The organism is Stenotrophomonas maltophilia group sp. RNC7 (assembly GCF_030910085.1).
Classification (GTDB): Bacteria; Pseudomonadota; Gammaproteobacteria; order Xanthomonadales; family Xanthomonadaceae; genus Stenotrophomonas; species Stenotrophomonas sepilia.
This window is the reverse complement of sequence record NZ_JAVFVN010000476.1, coordinates 93,215-115,821: the sequence shown is the minus strand read 5'-3', so window position 1 is coordinate 115,821 and position 22,607 is coordinate 93,215. Positions and strand designations below refer to the sequence as shown.

Annotated in this window: 14 protein-coding genes and 1 pseudogene; 7 read left to right on the top strand and 8 right to left on the bottom strand. The window is 65.0% G+C overall.

All coding sequences use genetic code 11. The features are described from left to right. The first annotated feature begins 91 nt into the window (after window positions 1-91). The 7 genes and pseudogenes from RCF13_RS08575 (at window position 92) to RCF13_RS08545 (ending at window position 5,640) form a co-directional block, all read left to right on the top strand. Entirely contained in the window at window positions 92-574 is a 483-nt protein-coding gene (locus RCF13_RS08575) for a peptidylprolyl isomerase (protein ID WP_061479642.1), read from the top strand. A 99-nt stretch (window positions 575-673) separates the two neighbouring features. Next, window positions 674-1,918 carry a DUF418 domain-containing protein gene (locus RCF13_RS08570; RefSeq protein ID WP_134968062.1) on the top strand — a complete coding sequence of 415 codons (1,245 nt, stop codon included), beginning with the start codon at window positions 674-676 and terminating at the stop codon, window positions 1,916-1,918. Window positions 1,919-1,937: 19 nt separating this feature from the next. Then, window positions 1,938-2,102, top strand: a pseudogene (locus tag RCF13_RS08565) (amino acid dehydrogenase); the annotation flags it as partial. Next, the gene (gene gorA, locus RCF13_RS08560; RefSeq protein ID WP_134968063.1) at window positions 2,099-3,457 is read left to right on the top strand and encodes a glutathione-disulfide reductase; all 1,359 of its coding nucleotides are present in this window, start codon (window positions 2,099-2,101) and stop codon (window positions 3,455-3,457) included. The pseudogene RCF13_RS08565 and the gene gorA, both read left to right, overlap by 4 nt. A gap of 159 nt (window positions 3,458-3,616) precedes the next feature. Next, complete coding sequence (locus RCF13_RS08555) at window positions 3,617-4,537, top strand: DMT family transporter (protein WP_134968064.1); 921 nt, start codon at window positions 3,617-3,619, stop codon at window positions 4,535-4,537. Next, window positions 4,534-4,872 carry an MGMT family protein gene (locus RCF13_RS08550; protein ID WP_229298572.1) on the top strand — a complete coding sequence of 113 codons (339 nt, stop codon included), beginning with the start codon at window positions 4,534-4,536 and terminating at the stop codon, window positions 4,870-4,872. The genes RCF13_RS08555 and RCF13_RS08550 overlap by 4 nt, the downstream gene beginning before the upstream one ends. A 93-nt stretch (window positions 4,873-4,965) precedes the next feature. Next, a complete protein-coding gene (locus RCF13_RS08545) occupies window positions 4,966-5,640 on the top strand; it encodes a rhomboid family intramembrane serine protease (protein WP_061479637.1) in 675 nt (224 codons plus the stop codon). A gap of 49 nt (window positions 5,641-5,689) precedes the next feature. Here RCF13_RS08545 and RCF13_RS08540 read toward each other — a convergent pair whose 3' ends face one another. The 8 genes from RCF13_RS08540 to RCF13_RS08505 all read right to left on the bottom strand — a co-directional run bounded on the left by RCF13_RS08540 (window position 5,690) and on the right by RCF13_RS08505 (window position 22,513). Next, window positions 5,690-7,273 carry an NAD(P)/FAD-dependent oxidoreductase gene (locus RCF13_RS08540; protein ID WP_061479671.1) on the bottom strand — a complete coding sequence of 528 codons (1,584 nt, stop codon included), beginning with the start codon at window positions 7,271-7,273 and terminating at the stop codon, window positions 5,690-5,692. Between the two features lie 76 nt (window positions 7,274-7,349). Next, the gene (locus RCF13_RS08535) at window positions 7,350-7,844 is read right to left on the bottom strand and encodes a VOC family protein (RefSeq protein ID WP_061479636.1); all 495 of its coding nucleotides are present in this window, start codon (window positions 7,842-7,844) and stop codon (window positions 7,350-7,352) included. 123 nt (window positions 7,845-7,967) lie between these two features. Then, complete coding sequence (locus tag RCF13_RS08530) at window positions 7,968-9,977, bottom strand: M13 family metallopeptidase (protein ID WP_134968065.1); 2,010 nt, start codon at window positions 9,975-9,977, stop codon at window positions 7,968-7,970. 216 nt (window positions 9,978-10,193) lie between these two features. After that, window positions 10,194-12,296, bottom strand: coding sequence for a M13-type metalloendopeptidase (locus tag RCF13_RS08525; RefSeq protein WP_072168541.1), 2,103 nt, complete (start codon window positions 12,294-12,296; stop codon window positions 10,194-10,196). A 187-nt stretch (window positions 12,297-12,483) separates the two neighbouring features. Continuing rightward, on the bottom strand, window positions 12,484-15,468 hold the full coding sequence (locus RCF13_RS08520; protein ID WP_308141062.1) for a TonB-dependent receptor: 2,985 nt from the start codon (window positions 15,466-15,468) through the stop codon (window positions 12,484-12,486). A 120-nt stretch (window positions 15,469-15,588) separates the two neighbouring features. Continuing rightward, window positions 15,589-15,999, bottom strand: a complete 411-nt coding sequence (locus RCF13_RS08515) for a hypothetical protein (RefSeq protein WP_229298473.1) — start codon at window positions 15,997-15,999, stop codon at window positions 15,589-15,591. A gap of 504 nt (window positions 16,000-16,503) precedes the next feature. Beyond that, window positions 16,504-19,311 (bottom strand): TonB-dependent receptor, encoded by a 2,808-nt coding sequence (locus RCF13_RS08510; protein ID WP_065179173.1) that lies wholly within the window; start codon window positions 19,309-19,311, stop codon window positions 16,504-16,506. Between the two features lie 412 nt (window positions 19,312-19,723). Next, window positions 19,724-22,513 (bottom strand): TonB-dependent receptor, encoded by a 2,790-nt coding sequence (locus RCF13_RS08505; protein ID WP_231352230.1) that lies wholly within the window; start codon window positions 22,511-22,513, stop codon window positions 19,724-19,726. Between the last annotated feature and the right edge of the window lie 94 nt (window positions 22,514-22,607).

The window sequence follows — 22,607 nt, the reverse complement described above, 5'->3', positions numbered from 1 at the left end:
CCTTGGATTGGCCGTCATGATGGCGGCGTCCCCGCCGGGCGACAACCCGCCCCAACCCGCCTGCCTCCGGCAGATCCAGACAGAGTTGCGCATGAAGATCGAAAAAGACCGCGTTGTCCGCTTCCACTACACCGTTTCCGAAGTCGGCCAGGAGCCGATCGAGTCGTCCAAGGACCGCGGCGAGCCGCTGGCGATCCTGATCGGCCACGGCAACATCATCCCGGGCCTGGAAAACGCCATGATGGACAAGGAAGCCGGCGCGACCTTCAACGTCGACGTCAAGGCGGCCGATGCCTACGGCGAGCGTCGTGAAGGCCTGTCCCAGCGCGTGCCGAAGAAGCACTTCGGCAACGCCAAGCTGGCCCCGGGCCAGCAGGTCGTGCTGCAGACCAACTTCGGCCCGCGTGCGGTGACCGTGCAGAAGGTCGGCATGAGCGTCGTCGACGTCGACCTGAACCACCCGATGGCCGGCAAGGACCTGCACTTCGACGTCGAGATCGTCGACGTGCGCGAAGCCGGCAAGGAAGAGATCGACCACGGCCACGTCCATGGCGACGGCGGTCACCAGCACTGATCGCAGCGCGATCGTGATGGATGCAGCGGCCCGCTTCGGCGGGCCGTTGCGTCTCTGGAACACGGCGCGGCCATCCATGGCGTGTGGGCCGGCGGCATAATGGCGGACCTGCCTGACGGACGCCCCGTGAACGCCGCTTCTCCTTCCCTGCAGCCGGTCGCTTCCGGCGAACGCATCGCCGTGCTGGACGTGCTGCGCGGTGCCGCGCTGCTGGGCATCCTGCTGATGAACATCGAGGCCTTCAGCGGACCGCTGGACCTGGCCTTCACCGGCATCGACGTGCATTGGCGGGGCATCGACTACTGGGCCGATGCCTTTGTGTACGTGTTCGTGCAGGGCAAGTTCTTCACCCTGTTCTCGCTGCTGTTCGGCGCCGGCTTCGCGGTGATGGCGCAGCGCGCTGAGGCCGCCGGGCGCGACTTCACCCCGTTCTACCTGCGCCGCAGCGCTGGCTTGCTGCTGATCGGCCTGTGCCACGCGCTGCTGGTCTGGTCCGGCGACATCCTGGTGATGTACGCGTTGGTCTCGTTGCCGTTGCTGGCCTGCCGCGAGGCGCCGCGCAGCTGGCTGCCGTGGATGGGCGTGATCGTCTATCTGGGCGGCGTTGCGCTGATGCTGCTGGTGGGCGCGATGGTGTCGATGGCTTCGGCCGAAGAGGTGCGGGGCATGCTTGCCGAGGCGCAGCAGAGCATCGACCTGCAGCGGCAGGTGTACGGGCAGGGCAGCTGGGCGCAGGCCACTGTGCAGCGCCTGAGCGAGTTCGGCACCTCGATGGGCGCGCTGCTGATCACCGGCCCGGAAGTGCTGGGCATGTTCCTGATCGGCAGCTGGTTCGCCGGCAGCGGCGCGTTGGCGACGCCGGAGCGCTATCCGCGGCTGTACGCGGTGCTGCGTTGGGGGGCACTGCCGCTGGGCCTTGTGGTCACGCTGCTGGGTGTTGCCTGGAAGCCCTACCTGGCGCCGGGTGCCTACGGCCTGCCGGTGACGGCGGCGATGGCGCTGGTGACGATCGGTGGCCTGCCGATGTGCCTGGGTTACCTCGCGTGGATCGTGCATTGGCGTGCGCGGTTGGCCTGGCTGGCACCGGTCGGGCGCATGGCGCTGACCCACTATCTTGGCCAGTCGCTGCTGTGTACCTGGACCTTCTACCACTATGGCCTGGGCAGGTTCGAGATGATGCCGCGCAGCGTGCAGCTGTTGTTCGCGCTGCTGCTGTTTGCCGCGCAGGTGGTCTTCTCGCACCTGTGGCTGCGCCATTTCCGCTTCGGCCCGATCGAGTGGATATGGCGTGCGATGACCTATCGGCAGTGGCCACCGATGCGGCGCAGGACGGAGCAGGGGTGAGCGATGGGCGCGCGCTGTGCTGATCGGCCGCGCGCCCGCGCATCCTCACGTCTGGCTTGCAGCGGGGCATGGCATGCTCGGCATCAGCATGAGCGCCGGCACCGGCCAGCTGATCGCCGATCTCGTCTGCGGCCGCACGCCAGCGATCGATCCTGCCCCTTACCGACCCGAGCGATTCCGATGAGCACTGCACCTTATGATTACGACCTGATCGTCCTTGGCGGCGGTTCCGCCGGCCTGGCCGGTGCCATCCGTGCAGCGCAGCATGGCAAGCGCGTGGCGATGCTGGAACCGGGCGAACTGGGCGGTACCTGTGTCAATGTTGGCTGCGTGCCGAAGAAGGCGATGTGGCTGGCGGCCGATCTGCACGAGCGCATCGGCCTGGCCAATGCGATGGGCTTCGATGTCGAGGCACGCCCGGCGCTGTCGTGGAAGGAGCTGGTGATCCATCGCCAGGCCTACATCACCAACATCCACACCAGCTACCACAAGCGCCTGGATGAAACCGGCGTGGTGCGCATCCCTGCGCGCGGCCGTCTGCTCGATGCGCATACCGTGGCCTGCAGTGACGGCGTGCATTACAGCGCCGAGCACATCCTGATCGCCACCGGCGCGCATCCGCTGCGTCCGGATATTCCCGGCGCGGAACTGGGCCTGGTTTCCGATGACTTCTTCGATCTGCGCGCGGCACCGGCCGAGGTGGCGATCATTGGTGGCGGCTACATCGCGGTGGAACTGGCCGGGTTGCTGCAGGCACTGGGCAGCAAGGTGAGCCTGCTGGTGCGGGGCAAGCGGTTGCTGGAGCGCTTCGACTACGAGCTGACCGACCGGCTGGCCGAGAACCTGAAGCAGCAGGGCGTGCGGATCCACTTCGACTATCGCCTGCGCGAACTGCAGCGCGATGGCGAGCGCGTGCGTGCGTTCGGCCATGACGGCCCGATCGACAGCGTGTTCGATGCGGTGTTCTTTGCCACCGGCCGCCGCGGCAACAGCCGGGGCCTGGGTCTGGAAGCGCTCGGCATCGGCATCGGCGAGCACGAGCAGGTGCAGGTGGACGAATGGCAGACTACCTCTGTGCCGAGCGTGCACGCGGTCGGTGACATCGCCGGCAAGGTCGGCCTGACTCCGGTGGCGGTGGCGGCTTCGCGGCGGCTGATGGACCGGCTGTTCGGTGGACGTCCGCAATCGAAGATGGATTACGAGAACGTGGCCAGCGTGGTGTTCTCGCATCCGCCGCTGGGTGCAGTGGGCATGAGCGAAGAGGAAGCGCGCGCGCGTTTTGACCAGGTGAGCGTTTACCACAGCCGTTTCCGCCCGATGCTGCAGGCGCTGGCCAACGGCACCCAGCGCAGCCTGTTCAAGATGGTCTGCGCGGGCCCGGAGGAGCGCGTGGTGGGTATCCACCTGCTGGGCGAAGCGGCCGACGAGATCCTGCAGGGCTTCGCGGTGGCGGTGAAGATGGGCGCGACCAAGGCCCAGTTCGACGACACCGTGGCGATCCACCCGACCTCGGCCGAGGAAGTGGTGCTGATGCGCTGAGCCCGCAGTTATAGAGCCGAGCCCACGCTCGGCTGCTTTTCGCCCAGGCTCGGCGAAGCCGAGCGCAGGCTCGGCTCTACAGGGCACCGAGGGCGCCCGTGCGACAATGGGCGCCCCCACGCCTTACCGGGCCGCTCTGCGCGGCCAGCTGTCGTCCTGATGTCCACGCCCGCTTCCCGCATCGCTACGGCTTCCCCCCGCATCGCGCTGGGGGGTATCGGCCTGGCTGCGATCGGCGCCATTGCTGCTTCCGGCAAGGCCATCATCGTCAAGCTCGGCCTGCGCCACGGCGTCGATGCCACCACGCTGCTCGCCCTGCGCATGCTGATGGCGCTGCCCTTGTTCGCGTTGATGGCCTTGTGGGCCGCGCGCCGGGCCACGCCGCTGTCCTGGGCCGACCGTGCCCGCGTGCTGTGGCTGGGCTTCACCGGCTATTACCTGTCCAGCCTGCTCGACTTCCAGGGCCTGCAGTACATCAGCGTGACGCTGGAACGGCTGATCCTGTACTTGAACCCGACCCTGGTGCTGCTGATCAACGTGCTGCTGGCGCGCCAGCGGCCGGGACGCTGGCAGATCGGCGCGCTGGTGCTGAGTTACCTCGGCGTGCTGCTGGCCTTCGGGCACGACCTGCAGCGCGAGGGCGGCCAGATCATCGTCGGCAGCCTGCTGGTGCTGGGCAGTGCGCTCAGCTACGCGCTGTACCTGTTCGGCAGCGGGCAGGTGGTCGCGCGCATCGGTGCAGTGCGGCTGACCGCCTATGCCAGCTGCGTGGCCAGCGTGCTGGTGCTGCTGCATTTCGCGGTGACCCATCCGCTGCCGTTGTTGTGGCAGGCACCGGCGCCGGTGCAGTGGCTGTCGATGGTCAATGCCACCGTGTGCACGGTGCTGCCGGTGCTGGCGATCATGCTGGCGGTGCAGCGCGTGGGTTCGTCGCTGGCCGCGCAGGTCGGTATGCTGGGCCCTGTTTCCACCATCGTGATGAGCCTATGGCTGCTCGACGAACCGATGGGGCCGGCGCAGATCGCCGGCACCGTGCTGGTGCTGATCGGCGTACTGCTGGTGACCCGCCTGCGGCGCTGACACCGGAGCAGGCGCGTGCGCGGATCCTGGCAGTGATCCGCGCGATCCCGGCGGGGCAGGTGATGGGCTATGGGCAGGTAGCGATGCGCGCGGGCCTGCCCGGGCGTGCACGCCTGACCGCGCGCATCCTGGGCCAGAACGACGACCCGGACCTGCCCTGGCATCGCGTGCTGCGCTCGGATGGGCGCATTGCCATGGAGGAAGGTTCGGCCGGTTGGCGCGAACAGTCACAGCGGTTGCGCGCGGAGGGCGTGGTGGTGGAGAACGGCCGGGTGCGGATGCCGGCGTCTGATCCGACGGCGGCACTGGATGCCGCCGTGTGGGGACCGGGCTGAGCTCCGCTGGCGACTGAACGGGCCGCGCCTGCCGGTCGCCAACAAGACACGGTGCTGCGGCTATGATGGAGGCCGTTCCATGCCGGTGCTCCCATGTTCCCGCGACTGCCAACCGTCACCAAGGCCCTGCTGATCGCCAACGCGATCCTGTTCCTGCTGCAGCAGCCGTTCCTGCTCGGCATGCAGACCTTCGAGCCGTTCATGCTGCAACCGCTGCAGCAGGGCTTCGATGCGTTCTCGCCGGGTGGCAACTTCCAGCCGTGGCAGCTGCTGACTTACGGTTTCCTGCATGGCAGCTTCATGCATCTGTTCTTCAACATGCTGGCGGTCTTCATGTTCGGCGCGCCGCTGGAGCAGACCTGGGGCGAAAAGCGCTTCCTGCTGTATTACCTGGTGTGCGTGGCCGGTGCAGGCGTCTGCCAGCTGCTGGTGGGCACGCTGCTGGAAAACCCAGCCACGGTGCTGGGGGCCTCTGGCGGCGTGTTCGGCCTGCTGCTGGCTTACGGCATGCTGTTCCCCAACCAGCGGGTGATGCTGCTGTTCCCGCCGATCCCGATGAAGGCGCGGACCTTCGTGATCCTGTTTGGCGTGGGCGAACTGGTGCTGGGCATGACCGGCTTGCAGCCAGGCGTGGCCCACTTCGCGCACCTCGGCGGCATGCTGTTCGGCTGGTTGCTGATCCGCTACTGGCGCGGGCAGCCGCCGTTCAACAAGCGCCGCCCACCCGGCCCGCCGAATCGCCCGAACCATCTGCGCAGCGTCAAATGATCCGAAGGATCATTTGACGCTGCAGGTGCCAACCTTGGTTGGCACGCCCTCACAGATCCTGCAACACCACCTGCGCTGCATTGTGACCTGGCGCGCCGGTCACGCCGCCCCCGGGATGTGTTCCCGACCCGCACAGATACAGGCCGGGCAGGGCACCACGATAGCCGGCCTGGCCAACCATCGGCCGTGCCGAGAACAACTGGTTGGCACTGAGCGCTCCGTGGAAGATGTCGCCGCCGATCAGGCCGAAGGTGCGCTCCAGATCCAGCGGTGACAGCACCTGGCGGCCCAGTACGCTGCCAGCGAAACCCGGCGCATACCGTTCAACGGTGGCGATCATCAGATCGGCCACCGTTTCACGATGATCATCCCAGTGACGCCCACCGGGCAGCACGGGCGCCACGTGCTGGCAGAACAGGCTGGCGACGTGCTTCCCCGGCGGCGCCAGCGAATCGTCCAGCGTGCTGGGAATGAGCATTTCCACGATTGGTTCGCGTGACCAGCCATTGCGACGCGCATCCAGCCAGGCACGGTCCATGTAATCCAGGCTTGGGGCCATGATGATGCCGGCGCTGAGGTGATCGCCGGGACCGGGCAGAGCGCGGAAGTCCGGCAGCTGCGACAGCGCGACATTCATCCGGAACGTGCCGGAACCGCAGCGCCAGTTCGCCATGCGTTCGCGCGTTGCGTCCGGTACCTGCTCCGGTGCCAGCATCTGCTCGTACAGCAGCTTTGGATTGACGTTGGCGATCATCGCGCGTGCGCGCAGGATTTCGCCGTTGGCCAGCGCCACGCCCACGACACGACCCTGCTCGATCAGCAGGCGTTGCACACCGGCATCCACGCGCAGCTCAGCCCCGGCCTCCCGCGCGGCAGTGGCGATGGCCTGGCTGATCGCGCCCATGCCACCGATCGCATGGCCCCACGCACCTTTCATGCCATTGCACTGGCCGAACACGTGGTGCAGCAGTACGTAGGCACTGCCCGGTGTATAGGGGCTTGCGTAGTTGCCGACGATGCCATCGAAGCCGAACAGCGCCTTGATCGGCTCGCTTTCGAACCAGCGGTCCAGGTACTCGGCCGCCGACAGCGTGAAAAGGTCCAGCAGCTCCTGCCGCAGCGAGGCATCCAGCGTGGCCAGTTCACGACCGAGACGGCCCATCTGCCACAGGGCGGGCAGCGCACGCCAACCGCCTGCTGCACCCAGGTCCGGCGGCGCGCGTAGGGCCCAGGCGCGCAGCACGTCGGCGAAGATCTCCAGGCGCGCTTCGTATTCGGGTAGCCGCTGTGCATCCCGCTCGGAAAACTTCGCGACCTCGGCCTGGGTGCGGCCTGGTGCGGACAGCAGGTAGCGGCCGTCCGGCAATGGCAGGAAGTTGTTGGCCGGGCGATTGATGATGCGCAGCCCATGCGCATGCAGCTGCAGGTCGTCGATTACCTTTGGTTGCAGCAGCGACACCGTATAGGACGCCACCGAGTTGCGGAACCCGGGGTGGAATTCCTCGGTGACCGCCGCGCCGCCGAGAACGCCACGACGTTCCAGCACCAGCACCTTCTTGCCAGCGCGTGCGAGATAGGCCGCGCAGACCAGGCCGTTGTGGCCGCCACCGATGATGATCGCATCCCAGGACATCAGCACCTCGGAAAAAGGGGACGGAGGGGATTAAGTCGCAATCCGCATGGGGTCACAGGCAATGGGGAATAACGACTTAATCCCCTCCGTCCCCTTTTTTGATTGCCGCTTCGATGGTGGCGATGTCGATCTTCTTCATCGGCATCATCGCGTTGAAGGCGCGCTTGGCCAGTGCCTTGTCCTGGCTGGTCACCGCTTCGATCAGCATGCGTGGGCTGATCTGCCAGGAAACGCCCCATCGGTCCTTGCACCAACCGCACTGGCTCTCCTGTCCGCCGTTGCTGACGATGGCGTCCCACAAGCGGTCAGTCTCGGCCTGGTCCTCGGTCTGGATCTGGAAGGAGAAGGCTTCGCTGTGCTTGAACGCGGTGCCGCCGTTGAGGCCGACGCAGGGGATGCCGCAGACCGTGAATTCGACCGTCAGTACGTTGCCTTCCTTGCCGTCCGGGTAGTCGCCCGGGGCGTGGTGGACAGCGCTCACCGCGCTGTCGGGAAAGGTGTTGGCATAGAAGGTGGCGGCCTCGAGCGCGCCGTTGTCGTACCAGATACAGATCGTGTTCTTGTGTGCCATGTCCGGCTCCACGATGGACGAAGGCGCAGCGATAGCACGCCCGGTGTTAATCCGGGATCGTGCTGCACCCGCAAAAAAAGAGCGCCCGAAGGCGCCCTTTGTACTCCCGGTGCGGCAGCCGGCTCAGCGCCAGACCTTGATCTGGTCGGCTTCGCTGCGCTGCATCGGCTGGCCGGCCTTGCAGCTGAAGGTGGCGCCGAACGCCGGCAGGTTCGCCAGCGTGCCGTTGCTGCGCCACAGGCCCGGTGCGCGGATGTCGGCGGTCAGGCGACGCACGGCCTCGTTCGGCGACAGCTGTTGCGCCCACAGCGCCGACCACGCGCGGAAGAAGCCCTGCTGCTGTGCCTGCTTGGCCTTGGGCTCCTGCGCGGCATACGCCGCCCATGCCAGTTCCAGGCCGGCGATGTCGGCCAGGTTCTCTTCCTGGGTCAGCGTGCCGTTGACCTTGGCACCCTTCACGCCCGGGAAGTCGTAGGCGCTGTACTGCGCGGCCACGCGATTGCCGAGCAGGGTCCAGGCGGTCTTGTCGGCCGGGGTCCACCAGCTGCGCAACTCACCCTTGGCATCGACCAGCGCGCCCTTGGCATCGATCGCACGGGTCAGCTCGTGGCCGACCAGGCCCCCGAAGCTGCCGAACTTGTCGGCGGTGTCGGCCTTGGCGTTGAACACCGGGCCCTGCAGGATCGCGGCGGTGACGATCAGGCGGTTCTGCGCCAGGTCGTAGGCCAGCGACGGCTGCTGCGGCAGCACGTCCCAGCGACGGTCGGCATTGCCCTTGCCGATGCGCTTCATTTCCTCGCGGTGGCGCCAGGTCGAAGCAATCAGCATGTTGCCACCAAACGAGCCGCGCCCCATCGGCTGCACGCTGTAGTCCAGGTCGCGCAGCGGGGTGCCGATCTCGATCTTCAGCGCAGCCAGCTTGGCTTGCGCTTCAGCCTTGGCTTCGGCGCTCATCCAGCTGTTGTTCTTGACCGCTTCGATCTGTACTTCGCGCAGCTTGTCGACGATCCACGCCGCCTGGCGACGATCTTCGGCGGACAGGTAGCGCGCGGCATATTCGCGGCCGACCATCGGGCCGGCGGCCACGTTGATCGCATCGAGCACGCTTTCCCAGCGCTGCGGTGGCAGGGTTTCGCCGCGCAGCACGCGGCCACGGAATTCGAACTCGGCGTCGCGGTAGGCCTTGGACAGGTACGGCGCCATCGAATCGCCCACGCGCCAGCGCAGGTAGGCTTTCCACTGGTCCGGCTTGAGCTTGGTGACCATGCCATCGAGCTGCTTGAACAGGCCCGGATCGGCCAGCGAGACCAGATCGTCATCCACGCCCTGTGCCTTCAGGAACGCATCCAGCTGCAGGTTGCGATAGCGGCTGTTGAGCTCCTTGGTGGAGATGGGCGCGTAGTTGTTGAACGGGTTGTTGATGCCGGCCAGCGACTGCGCGTTGCGCGCCAGCTCGGTCTCCAGCGCGATCACCGCCTGCGATTCGGCATCCAGCTTGGCCGCCGGGGTGCCGGTCAGCGCCAGGATCTGCTTGACGTAGTTGCGGTAGCGACCCATCAGCGCCACGGTATCGGCGTCGGTGCGGGTATAGAACGCGGGATCCGGCAGGCCCATGCCGCCCTGCATGAAGTAACCGATGTGGCGGTCCAGTGCCTTCAGGTCGACGTCAGGGCCGAAGTTGAAGGCGACCGGGATGCCCACCTGGTGCAGCGCGGCGATCGAGGCCGGCACATCCTTGGCCTTCTTGATGGCGTTGATGCGGGTCAGCAGCGGGGCGATTGGATTGGAACCGTCCGCTTCCACGGCGGCTTCGTCAAGGCCGCTGGCCCAGAAGTCACCCAGCAGCTTCTGCACGTTGCCCTGCGGCGACTTCATCGCGGCGTCGAGCAGGTCGCGCTGCTGCTGGCGGCTGCGGTCGACCAGCTGGCCCAGTGCGGTCGTGGCGCCGGTCTGCGGCACCGGGTTGGCCTTCAGCCAGCCTGCATTGGTGGCGTCGTAGAAGTCGCTGCACTGGGCGCTGACGGCCGGGGCGCGTGAGGCCTTCTTCTTGGCGGCGGCAAACGCATCGTGGGTCGGGAGCAGAGTCGCCAGGCTGATGCCCAGGGCGATGGCAAGCGGACGGAAGTTGGGCATGTGGAACGAATCCGTGATGGATTGAGGGCGCGCGCACTATAGCAAGCCGGGCATGGGCGCGGCATGCACGCATCACGGTGGCTCCGCCGAGCCGTGCGCCGACCAAGGTCGGCATCTACCAACGGCGTGGGTCATGCGCGGATGACGGGCGCTGTGAAAAACAAGGGCCCGGGAATTCCCGGGCCCTTGCAGGTATGCCGCAACGTCAGCCGTTGCTTACCAGATCACCACCTGCTGCTCGCCGGTGCGGGCCATCGGCGAACCGGCCTTGCACTGGAACGCGGCGGCGAAGGTCGGCAGGTTCGACGGCGCACCCATGGCGCGGAACTGCGCCGGGGCGTGCGGATCGGTGGCCAGGCGGACCTTGGCGTTTTCCGGGGTGTACTTGGTGCGCCACACGGTGGCCCAGTTGAAGAAGAAGCGCTGGTCGCGGGTGAAGCCATCGACCTTCGCATCTTCCTTGCCGGCGGAGGCCTTCTGCAGCGCGTCGTAGGCGGTGGCCAGGCCACCCAGGTCGGCGATGTTCTCGCCCAGGGTCAGGTGGCCGTTCACCGCCTGGCCGTCGACCTTGTACTGGTCGAACTGCTTGACCAGCTTGCCGGTGAGGCCTTCGAAGTTCTTCTTGTCGGCCGGGGTCCACCAGTCTTCCATGTTGCCGGTCGGCCCGAAGCGTGCACCCTGGTCGTCGTAACCGTGGGTCATTTCATGGCCGATCACCGCACCGATGCCGCCGTAGTTCAGCGCGTCGTCGGCCTTCGGATCGAAGAACGGCGGCTGCAGGATGGCGGCCGGGAACACGATCTCGTTCTGCAGCGGGTTGTAGTAGGCGTTGACGGTCTGCGGGGTCATGCCCCACTCGGTCTTGTCCACCGGCTTGCCGATCTTGGACAGGTTGAACTTGTAGTTGAACTCGTTGGCCGCGCGCACGTTGCCGAGGAAGCTGTCGCGCTGGGTCTGCAGGCCCGACCAGTCGCGCCACTTGTCCGGGTAACCGATCTTCGGGGTGAAGGTCTCCCACTTGGCGATGGCCTTGGCCTTGGTTTCCTCGCTCATCCAGCTCAGGCCCTGGATGCGGTCCTTCAGCGCGGCGGCCAGGTTCTTCACCAGTTCTTCCATCTTCGCCTTGGCTTCCGGCGAGAAGGCGACCTTCACGTACAGCTGGCCGAAGGCTTCACCGGCATCATTCTCGATGGTGCCCAGCACGCGCTTCCAGCGCGGCTTCTGTTCCTTCTGGCCGTTGAGGGTCTTGCCGTAGAACTCGTAGTTCTCCTGCACGAAGGCGTCAGCCAGGTACGGCGAGGCACTGTCCACGGTGTGGAAGCGCAGGTAGGCGCGCCACACCGACGGGTCGGTATCGCCCAGCGCCTTGCTCACTTCCTCATGGAAAGCCGGCATGGCCAGCGAGAACTTCTCCGGTGCGGCCACGCCCTGCGACTTGAAGAACTCGGTCCAGCTGAAGTTCGGGGTCAGCTTGTCGGCGTCGGCCAGGGTGACCGGGTTGTAGTACAGCTCGACGTTGCGCGACAGCTCGACGCGCGACTTGGAGGCCTTGGCCAGGCGGGTTTCGAACTTGACCACGTCCTCGGCCTGCTTGGCCGCGTCGGCCGCGGCGACGCCGGACAGCTCCAGCACCTTGGCGACGTGCGCCTGGTAGGCCTTCAGCTTGTCGGCGTTCTTGGCATCGGTGTAATAGGTGGTATCCGGCAGGCCCAGGCCGCCCTGGCTGGCGTAGGCCATGTTCATGGCCGAGTTCTTGAAGTCGGCTTCGGCACCGAAGCCGAACAGGACGTTGTCACCCTTGGCGGCGCTGGTGCGCAGGTAGTTGGCGATCGCTGCCTTGTCCTGCAGGCCGTCGATCGCCGCCAGGTCGGCCTTCAGCGGCTCGATGCCCTGCGCGTTGATCTTCGCTTCGTCCATGCCGGTCGCCCACAGGTCGCCGACGATCTTCTCGATGTGGTTCGGGTTCTTGACCTGCGCGACCTGTTCGGCCAGCTGGTGCTGCACGGCCACCGAGCGCTCGTCGAGGATGGTGAACGCGCCCCAGCTGGTGCGGTCGCCCGGGATTTCATTGGCGGCCAGCCACTTGCTGTTGACGTAGTCGCCAAAGGCGGTGCAGGCGTCCTTGGTGGTGTCCAGGTCGCTCGGCTGGAAGGCGTTGTAGGCCGGCAGCTTGCTCTCGTCCAGCTTATAGGTGGTGGCTTCGGCGGTGGCCGGGGCGGAGGCGGCGGCGTCCTTGGCCGGGGTTTCAGTCTTGCCGCAGCCGACCAGCGCGGCCGAAACGGCCAGGGTCAGCAGCACGATCTTGGGAGTACGGGTCACTTGAATGGCCTCCGGGCCGAGTGAGTCAGGGAGTGGCCGCAGGTGCGACCGTGGGCCGAACGATACGCCGCCGGCCAGACCTGCAAGGGTGTCGAAGGTCATGGTCGGGCGCAAGGGCTTTTGCCGGGCCCGGAAAAGGCAGACCCGGCAAAAGCCGGGTCTGTCGGGTGTTGCGGTTCTGGATGGATCAGAACTTGTAGGTGGCGCCCATGTACATGTAACGGCCGATGTTGTCGTACATCGCCGAACCGACGTCGGAGCCGAAGTAGTTCACCGGCGGATCCTTGTCGAAGGCATTGTCGATGCCCATGTAGACGTCGATCTTGTCACTCGGGAAGCGGTAGCCGAACTGGAAGTTGTGGTACGTGTACGAGCCGTTGCGGATCGGGCTGGTCTGTCCCGGGTTGGCCTGGTAGCTCTTCGGCTGCACACGCAGGTTCGGGCCGACGTAGGTCATGTCCCACGACGCGCGCCACTGGCCCAGCGAGTACTTGGTCTGCAACTGGCCACGCCAGCGCGGATCGGTCACCCAGGTGACGTTCTCGTCGTACTCGTTCGGGAAGGCCTGGAAGGCCCACTCGCGCGACTGCAGCAGACGGGTGCCCACCAGGCGGATGACGGTGTCACCCTCGGCCAGCTTGAAGCGGTAGTCCATTTCCAGATCGACGCCGACGCGACGCGAGCGGGCGAGGTTTTCGTTCAGCGCAACCCAGCGGCTGATCGAGTATTCCGGGAAGGTGCGGCCGCCAGCATCGGTCTTGCCGCCCACCGGTGCGCGTTCGATGAAGCCGCAGAAGCTGTTGTTGATCCCCCCCGGCGAATCCACGCAACGGGTTGCATTGGTCTGCGCGGTCACCGCACCAATGGCGTCCTTCAGACTGATCCACCAGTAGTCGACGGACATGCCGAAGCCCTGCAGGAAATCAGGCTGCCAGACCAGGCCATAGGTGAAGCTGCGTGCCCGTTCCGGCTTCAGGTCCGGATTGCCGCCGCTGACGCCCGGGCGGGTGGCAGTGTAGGTGTCGACCCAGCCGACCGGCACGCCCAGCGCCGAGCAGTTGGCCTGGCGCAGTGCCGGGTCCGCCGCGGTGTTCGGGCGGTTCGGGTTGGTGGCCAGGTAGTTGCAGGGGTCGTTGACCGTGGCGAAGTTCTCGCTCTGCGGGTTGTACAGCTCACCGATGCTCGGTGCGCGCACCGCTTGCGACAGGGTGCCGCGGGCACGCAGCGACGGGATGATGGTCCAGTCCAGGCCCACCTTCCAGGTGGTGGTCTTGCCGATGCTGCTGTAGTCCGACCAGCGGCCTGCGGCGTCCAGGGTCAGGTTGTAGATGCCCGGGATGTCAGCCAGTAGCGGCACTGTCGTTTCAACGAAGGCCTCGCGCACGTCGTACTTGCCCATGCGGTTGGGAATGGCGTTGAGGAAGGTGAGGCCCTGCGCGGCCAGCGGATCGGTGATCTCGCGGCTCTTTTCGCGGCGGTATTCCACACCACCGGCCACGCCGACATCACCGGCCGGCAGGCTGAAGAGCGAGCCGTTGGCCAGCGACGCGCTGAACACCGACTGCTGCAGGCGCGAGTAGTTGAACGAATTGACGTTCATCCAGTCACGTGCGGCTTGGGTCACCGCGCCGTTGCCGAACACCGAGAACGGCACGCAGCCTTCGCGGGCGAACTGCGAGTACACGCGGTTGCCGTTGTTGGGGTTGGTCGCGTTCGGGTTCAGCGTGGTGCGGCAGACGATCTGGCCAGTGGCCGGGTTGACCACGGTATCCAGGCCAGCCTGCCAACGCTCGTTGATACGGTTGTTGAGGTTCCAGCGCTTGACTTCGCTCTGGCCCCAGTTGCCGTAAACGTCGTAGGTCCAGTTCTCGGTCAGGTTGCCTTCCATGCCCAGCACAAAGCGCTGGGTGTTGCGCTCCACGTGCTCACCACGCTGGCCGGCGTCGACGTTGAAGCGGCTCAGGGTTAGCTGGCTCAGGCCGGCGCTGGTCATCAGTGCACGCAATTGCGGCGACACGTAAGCGTTATCGCGCTGGATGCGCAAGGTCTGGTCGAACGACGGCTGTGCCAGGAAGTCCGACTCGGTTTCGGTGTACTTGCCTTCGAAGTACAGGCGATGGTTGTCGGTCAGGTCGAAGTTGACGACCGTGTTGATACTCTTGCGGTCGAACTTCGGCTGCAGGTCGGCAACCGAGTTCAGGTCGGCGAAATCACAGTTCACGCAACTGGTTGCGCTGACCACGGTGCCGTCGTAGCGCTGCTTGCGGAAGGTGCCATCCGGGTTGAACTGGTAGCGGTTGCCCCAGGTAGCCGGATTGTTCGGGTTGAAGGTGCCGATGTTGAAGGTACCGCCGAAGGAGATCGAGTGATTGCCGCCCGGGCCTGCCAGCACGGTTTCCGGGTTGCTTTCGCTGGACGGCTTGCTGCTGTCGTAGTTCGGGTTGCGCACCGACACCAGGAACTCGTTGCCGATGGCGCGGTCGGTGCGGACGAAGCGGTCCTGCTTGCTGTACTCAAGGGCGACGGCGGCGTTGCCGCGGCCACCAGCGAAGTCGGTGCCGGCCGAGGCGCTGATGAAGGAGCGGTTGAAGCCGCCTTCGCTGGCCATGCCGGTCTGACCGCGCACTTCGGCGCCGTCGAAGGATTTCTTCATGATGAAGTTGACCACGCCAGCCACGGCGTCGGCGCCGTACACGGCCGAGGCACCACCGGTGATCACTTCCACGCGCTCGATCCATTCCACCGGGATGGTGTTGACGTCCACGGCCGAGGAGCCCGAGGTCGCGCCGACGTGGCGGCGGCCATTGACCAGCACCAGAGTGCGCGAGGTGCCCATGCCACGCAGGTCCATCAGACCCACGCCGGCGGTGCCGATGAAGCGGGTCGAGTTGCCCAGCGTGTAGGTCGGTGTCAGCGCTGGCAGGCGCGTCATCAGATCGCCGATGTTGTTCGCACCGGTGGCACGAATCTCCTCGGCGGTGATGGCCGTGACCGGCGAGGGGGTCACAAAGCCCGTACGCGCAATGCGCGAGCCGGTCACACTGACGCGATCGAGGTCGATCGGATTGGAGGAGGCTTCCTGCGCGAAGGCAGGTGCTGCGGCCACGGCGAGCAGACCGACGAGCAGGGCGCTGCTGAGCGGGTGACGGCCAGGTGGGCGGTTGTACGTCATCGTTATGGGTCCCCTAATGAATTGAAGCGTGCTGTTCCGTCCGTTCGTTACACCTAAGTTCATATAACGGGCGTCGTTCATGGAACCTAACACGGCCTTAACGAGAAATGCATACAAATGTCACAAAATGGTACTGGGTGCACTTCGAAGTTGGCTGAAAGTGCAACAAATACAATCGTTTAATATCAATTGTGATCTGCCGGCCACAACTTGATGACGCGAAGCTGAACGTGGTGGGATGGGCCACTTTGCGCAAATAGGCGTTTCATCATCCGTCCAGGAGCGGTGTTCATCAGAGGGGCGGAGGAAGCTGCCGTAGTTGGCCTGCAGCGTGGCGATCCCCCCGCTTGGCGACCAGGTCGTCGATGTGTCGGAACGTGCCTTTGCGTAGCTTTCGTAATTCCAAATCGACGTCGGGTTGCCCAGCAGGTCCTGGAAGTCCTCACCCGGCTGCACCTGCACTTCATGCTTCAGCATGTTGGTGTAGTTGTCCGAGAACTGCAGCGAACCGAAGCGGCCGATGTCTTGCAAGTACGTGAAGCCGACGGTAAGGGCCTGCAGGTTCTGGCAGGCTCATCTTCGGGGGGCACAGCGAGCTCAGGTTGCTGGCCGAATCGCGTACGACCCAGTCGGCCACGTCCTGATGGGTGGCCGAGGAGCTCTTCGGCAAGTCGTTGCGGCAGTAGTACTCGGCCAGCAGCAGCGGGTCTATGCTGGCTGCATCAACTCCGTTCTCGATCTTGCAGTTGTAGCAGTCGGCCGAGATCGACAGGTTTCTACAACCGGGGTATGGGCCGATTCGGCCAAGTTGCACTCGGTTTCTACGGCTACATGCCGAAGAATTGTGGTCAGGCGGCAAACGTGCTTGTGCCGTTCGTGGAGGGCGTGGATGCGTTCGATGAGCCCAAGTGCCAGCTCCGCTGGGGCCGGGAATGGGCAGGCCCTGTTCCACCAGGGCCTGTTCTTCCATCCGCTCAGGCCGGATACGGAAAAGCCCCGCCATGGCGGGGCTTTTTCGTTACTGCGGTTGCGGGATTACTTCACGCCGAACGCGTACTTGGCCTGCACGTAGATCGCGCGCCCGTAGGCGTTGTACAGGTAGTTGTTGTACGGCTGGCCGCTGGTGCCGGCGAAGCTGTAGCGCTGATTGTCCGGCATCTTGTTGAACACGTTGTTGACCATCAGCGACAGGGTCAGGTTTTCCATCGCGCGGTAGTTCACGCTCAGGTTGTAGGTGGTGTAGGAACCCCACTTGCCTGCCTTGTAGCCGGAGCTGTGGACGTAGTCATAGCCGTTGCCCACGTAAGCCATGTAGTTCGGCGTCTTGCCGATGTAGTTGGCATACAGGGTGGTGGTCCAGTTGTCCTTGGCCCAGCCGATCGAGCCGTCCGCGCGTACCTTGGCGTACGAGTCATACACCCACATCGCATACGGGTCGTGCAGCAGGTCCAGGAACTCGTCACCCGGCTGCGGCTGCAGCTTGCGCTTGAGCATGTCGGTGTAGTTGGCCGAGAACTGCAGCGAACCGAAGCGACCGATGTCCTGCACGTACTTGAAGCTGGCGGTCAGTGCTTCCAGGTTCTGGCGGGCGACGTTCATCTTCGGCGTGTAGATCTCGTCGAGCACGCCCGATGCATCACGGGTGATCCAGTCATCGACGTTCTGGCAGCTGGCCGAGGTGTTGTTGGACTGGCCGTTGCGGCAGTAGTACTCGGCCAGCAGCAGCTGGTCGGAGCTGAGCGTATCGACCTCGTTCTTGATCTTCCAGTTGTAGTAGTCGACCGACAGCGACAGGTTGTTGATCGGTGCCCACACGACGCCTGCATTCCAGACGTCGGCGGTGATCGGCTCCAGGTCGGGGTTGCCCGAGCGGGTGCCGAACACCGAGACGCTGTCGTACGGGCAGCCGGTGGTGTTGGCCGGGTCGTAGCCCAGCTGGCCGCAGCGGTAGTAGTCGGTGGAACCGTTGGCGTAGTAACCGCTGCGGCCCTGGAAGGCATCGGACAGGGTCGGTGCGCGGAACGCCGTACCGTACTTGCCGCGGAACAACAGGCTTTCGATCGGGCGGAACTCGATGCCGACGCTGTAGGTGGCCTTGTCCACGGTGTTGCTGCCGATCTTGAAGGCGTCATAGCGGCCGGAGCCGGTGACGGTCAGCGTTTCCAGCAGCGGCATGCGCAGTTCGGTGGTCACCGCATAGTTGCTGCGATGGCCGGCACCGGATACGGCGGTGGTCCCCCACACGCTGCCATCCATCAGGCCCGGGTCGGGCGTGTAATCCCAGCCTTCACTGCCGCCTTCCAGAACCACGGCGAAGCCAGCATCGCCACCCGGCAGCTTGAACAGCGAGCCATTGGTGACCTGGGCGCGGGCCAGGTTCTGCCAGGTGCGGCTTTCGCTGTAGCTGTAGCCGGTGAAGCTCTGGAAGTCACCGGCGGGCAGCGGTGCGTAGAACGCTTCCCAGTTCGGGCTGTAGATGTTGTAGCCGGTGCTGGTGGTACCCAGCACCGGGCCCAGCACACGCTGCTCGAAGTAGTCGTTGATCGGGTCGTTCCAGCGCACGAAATTGCGCTCGGTCAGCTTGTACTCGCCACGGGTGAAGCTGAGGCTGTAGTCCCAGTTGCCTGCGGTGCCGCGGCCGCCGAGGGTGACCTGGTAGGCCTTGTTGCGGTCGGTGTTCATGATGTCGCGGTAACCGCCGCCGCCGATGTCCTCCGGCGCGAACACGCGCTGCAGGTTCATGTACTGGCCGCTGGCCTGGTCGTAGAAGCGGCCCCAGCCCGAGGAGGTGCCCCACCAGGTGTAGCCGGAACCGGTGGCGTACTTGACCTCCTCCAGGCTGTACAGCGCGTCGCCGAACAGCTGGAAATTGTCATTCACGTCGAAGGTGGCCGAGCTGTAGATCTGCCCGCTTTCCTTGCCGTTCTTGATGGTCTTGTACCCGGTGCCGTAGACAGAGCCGCAGGCCTGGCCGGTCGGACGGGTACCGAGCACGGTGGTGCCGTCGAACTGGCCCGCCACGTTGGCGCACCGGTTCGGGTCCATCATCGCGTAGCGGTTGTTGGCGGCCGGCAGTAGCACCAGGAAATCGTTGGAGACGTACTGCGGGCTGTAACCGTCGGGGTTGTTGACCTTGGTCAGGTCGCGCTGGTAACCCCAGATCGGGCTGGTCTTCTCATACTGCACGTTGACCAGTGCATGGAAGCGGTCATCCTTGGAGTTGAAACCGCGTGCGCCGCTGAAGCGGAAGCTGTTGCCGCCTCCTTCGCTGTAGGCACCGCCGCGCACATTGAGCACGCCGCCATCCATGCGCTCCTTGAGGATGATGTTGACCACGCCGGCGATCGCGTCCGAGCCGTACAGCGACGACTGGCCACCCGGCAGGATCTCGATGCGCTCGACGATGTCGATCGGGATGCCGCTGATGTTGTTGAAGGTATCGCCGCCGTTGTACAGCGCCGGATACGAGAGCATCGGGCGGCCGTTGATCAGGTACTTGGTATAGCCCGGGCTGAGGCCGAACATGCCCGCCGCTTCGGCGCCCTGGGTGAAGGATGCGGAGGTCTGGCCACCCTGCAGGCCGCCCGTGGACAGCGAGGACTGCTGCAGGACATCGGCGACGCTGGTGAAACCGCGGGTCTGGATATCCTCGGCGGTGACGGTCAGGACGGGCGTGTGGTTCTCGATCTCGGTCTGCGGAATCAGCGACCCGGTGACGGTCACACGATCAAGCTGGGTCGGCGCATTGCCGTCCTGGGCCAAGGCGGTGCCGGAGGCCAGGAGGGTGCCGAGCAGGGCGAGGGTCAGAGGGTGGCGCGAGAGCGTGGAACGTTGGCGAGACATGGTGGATCCCCGTAGTGAGCAATGTCTTGGCGGCGCATTCCCTGCGCATTAACAATTCGTTCAGTGTGACTCCATTCAGGTCGACCGTAACACGTCGTTAACGCTGCCAACACAGGGCTGTCACATCAAGGTGCCGTTGGGAGATGAAAAAACGCTTCAGAATCAATGGATAAGGCGACTTGTTTTGGCATGTTTCAAAAGTTTGCGGCGTGCAAGGGAGCATGTCGGCATGGCGGATATGCCTTGTAGATCAATGCGTTGCCTTGGATCAGCGCTGCCGGGAACCCGGATGTTTGTGCGTTGTGGATCACACTTTCTGCTACAGGCCGGACAGGGAGCGGGCAGTGGTGCAAAAAAAAGGCCCCGCCGAAGCGGGGCCTGGTTCAGACACGCGGTCCGGAATACGACGGGATCAGAAGTCGTACTTGACCTGGGCCGAGATCTGACGGCCGTAGACGCTGTAGAAGCCGTCGTTGAACGGGGTCGATTCGTTGCCCGGGTAGTTGTAGCGCTGGCCTTCCGGCAGCTTGTTGAACACGTTGTTGACCATCAGCGACAGGGTCAGATCGTCCTGTGCCTGGTAGTTCAGGCTCATGTTGTACGTGGTGTACGAGCCCCACTTGCCGGCCTTGGCGCCGGAGGAGTGGACGTAGTCGTAGCTGCGGCCGGTGTAGGCCAGGTAGTTCGGGGTGCTGCCGACGTAGTTGGCGTACACGGTGGTGGTGAACTTGGAGATGGCCCAGCCCACCGACACGTCGCCGCGTACCTTGGCGAAGTTGTCGTAGTACCACATGTTGTACGGATCGCTCAGCAGGTCCAGCTTCTGCGCACCCGGCAGGGCCACCACTTCACGCTTCAGCATGTTGGTGTAGTTGCCGGAGAACATCAGCGAACCGAAGCGGCCCAGGTCCTGCTGGTACTTGGCGCCGACGGTCACCGCTTCCAGGTTCTGGCTGGCCACGTTGAGCTTCGGGGTGTACACGCGGGTCAGGTTGCCACCGGCGTCGCGGGACACCCAGTCGGTCACGTTCTGGCAGCTGGCCGAGGTGTTGTTCGGCAGGCCGTTGCGGCACTGGTACTCGGCCAGCAGCAGCTGGTCGGTGCTCAGGGTCTTGACCTCGTTCTTGATCTTCCAGTTGTAGTAGTCGACCGACAGCGAGAAGTTGCTCACCGGGGCCCACACCACGCCTGCGCTCCACACGTCGGCGGTGATCGGCTTCAGGTCCGGGTTGCCGGACTTTTCGCTGTACACCGAGGTGGTCTTGTAGAACGAGCAGGCTTCGTCACGCAGCGCGTAACCCATCTGGCTGCAGCGGTAGTAGTCGTTCTGGCCGGAGGCGAACGAGCCGCTCATGCCCTGGAAGGCATCGGACAGGGTCGGCGCGCGGAACGCGGTGCCGTACTTGCCGCGCAGCAGCAGGCTTTCCACCGGACGGTATTCCAGGCCGATGCTGTAGGTGGCCTTGTCGACGGTCTTGTCGGCGATCTTGAAGGCGTCATAGCGGCCCGAGGCGCTGATGGTCAGCGACTCGAATACCGGCATGCGCAGTTCGCTGGTCACCGCGTAGTTGCTGCGGTGGCCGGCACCGGCCACGGCGGTGGCGCCCCAGGCGTTGCCATCGACGAAGGCCTGGTCGGGCGAGTAATCCCAACCTTCGCTGCCGCCTTCCAGCACCACGGCCAGGCCGGCGTCGCCGCCCGGCAGGGAGAACAGCGAACCGTTGGTCACCTGCACGCGACCCAGGTTCTGCCAGGTCTTGCTGCGGTGGGTGCCATAGCCGGTGAAGCTGGCGAACTGGTCCGGGGTGATCGGCGAGTAGAAGGCGGTGTAGTTCGGGTTGTAGATGCCGAAGCCATCAGCAGTGGTGCCCAGGCGCGGGCCCAGCACGGTGTCGCCGAAGAAGCCTTCGATCTTGTCCTTCCAGCGCGCGAAGCGGTTCTGGTCCAGACGGTATTCGCCGCGGGTGAAGCTGGCGCTGTAGTCCCAGTCGCCGACCATGCCCTTGCCGCCCAGGGTGACCTGGTAGGAACGGCTCTCATCGGAGTTCAGGATGTTGTTGTAGTGGCCCGGGCCGATTTCTTCCGGCGCGAAGGCGCGCTGCAGGTTCACGACCTTGCCCAGGCCCTGGTCGTAGAAGCCGCCCATCACCGACTTGGTGCCCCACCACAGGGCGCTGGAGCCGGAGGTGAACTCGGTCTTTTCCTTGCTGTACAGCACGTCGGCGAACAGCTGGAAGTTGTCGTTCACGTCGAAGGTCATCGACGAGTAGAACTGGCCGCTGTTCTTGCCGTTCTTCAGGGTCTTGTAGCCGGCGCTGTACACCGAGCCGCACGATTCGCCCGATGCACGCTTGCCGACGGTGGTGGTGCCGTCGTACAGGCCTGCCACGTTGGCGCAGCGGGTCGGGTCCATCATGTACAGCTTGTTGTCGGCGTTGCCGATGACGGCAAAGTCGTTCGACGGAAGCTGCGCGGTGTAACCGACCGGGTTGTTCTGCTTGGTGATGTCACGCTGGTAGCCCCAGATCGGGCTGCCGTTCTCGATCTGCACGTTGACCAGCGCGTGGAAGCGGTCGTCGAACGCGTTGAAGCCCTTGGCGGCGCTGAAGCGGATGTTGCTGCCACCACCTTCGGTGTAGGTACCGCCACGGATCGACATCGTGCCGCCGTCCATGCGTTCCTTCAGGATGATGTTGACCACGCCGGCGATCGCGTCCGAGCCGTACAGCGACGACTGGCCGCCCGGCAGGACTTCGATGCGCTCGACGATGTCGATCGGGATGCCGCTGATGTTGTTGAACGACTCGCTGCCGTTGTACAGCGCCGGATACGAGAGCATCGGGCGGCCGTTGATCAGGTACTTGGTGTAGCCCGGATTCAGGCCGAACATGCCGGCGGCTTCGGCGCCCTGGGTGAACGCACCCGAGGTCTGGCCGCCCTGCAGGCCGCCGGTCGTCAGCGATGACTGCTGCAGCACTTCAGCAACACTGCTGAAGCCGCGGGTCTGGATGTCTTCGGCGGTGATGGACATCACCGGGGTCTGGGTTTCGACCTGGGTCTGCGGGATCAGCGAACCGGTGACGGTGATCTTGTCCAGGTTGGTCGCCTTGTCTTGGGCCATTGCCGGGGAGGCGGCCATCAGAGCGGAAAGCAGGGCGACGGCGAGCGTGTTGCGACGTGCGGTATTGCTGACGTGTTTCATGTAGTTCCAATGGAGAGCAAAAAACAAAAACGGCACTGCGCATGCGCCATCGCGCGGGCCGCAACAGCGGGCTCCGCAGCTCAAAACAGTGCTG

Bases quoted from the DNA above. Each gene is read 5' to 3' on its own strand.
- RCF13_RS08575 (WP_061479642.1), top strand. From the start codon at position 92: ATGAAGATCGAAAAAGACCGCGTTGTCCGCTTCCACTACACCGTTTCC.
- RCF13_RS08570 (WP_134968062.1), top strand. From the start codon at position 674: ATGGCGGACCTGCCTGACGGACGCCCCGTGAACGCCGCTTCTCCTTCC.
- gorA (WP_134968063.1), top strand. From the start codon at position 2,099: ATGAGCACTGCACCTTATGATTACGACCTGATCGTCCTTGGCGGCGGT.
- RCF13_RS08555 (WP_134968064.1), top strand. From the start codon at position 3,617: ATGTCCACGCCCGCTTCCCGCATCGCTACGGCTTCCCCCCGCATCGCG.
- RCF13_RS08545 (WP_061479637.1), top strand. From the start codon at position 4,966: ATGTTCCCGCGACTGCCAACCGTCACCAAGGCCCTGCTGATCGCCAAC.
- RCF13_RS08540 (WP_061479671.1), bottom strand. From the start codon at position 7,273: ATGTCCTGGGATGCGATCATCATCGGTGGCGGCCACAACGGCCTGGTC.
- RCF13_RS08535 (WP_061479636.1), bottom strand. From the start codon at position 7,844: ATGGCACACAAGAACACGATCTGTATCTGGTACGACAACGGCGCGCTC.
- RCF13_RS08530 (WP_134968065.1), bottom strand. From the start codon at position 9,977: ATGCCCAACTTCCGTCCGCTTGCCATCGCCCTGGGCATCAGCCTGGCG.
- RCF13_RS08520 (WP_308141062.1), bottom strand. From the start codon at position 15,468: ATGACGTACAACCGCCCACCTGGCCGTCACCCGCTCAGCAGCGCCCTG.
- RCF13_RS08510 (WP_065179173.1), bottom strand. From the start codon at position 19,311: ATGTCTCGCCAACGTTCCACGCTCTCGCGCCACCCTCTGACCCTCGCC.
- RCF13_RS08505 (WP_231352230.1), bottom strand. From the start codon at position 22,513: ATGAAACACGTCAGCAATACCGCACGTCGCAACACGCTCGCCGTCGCC.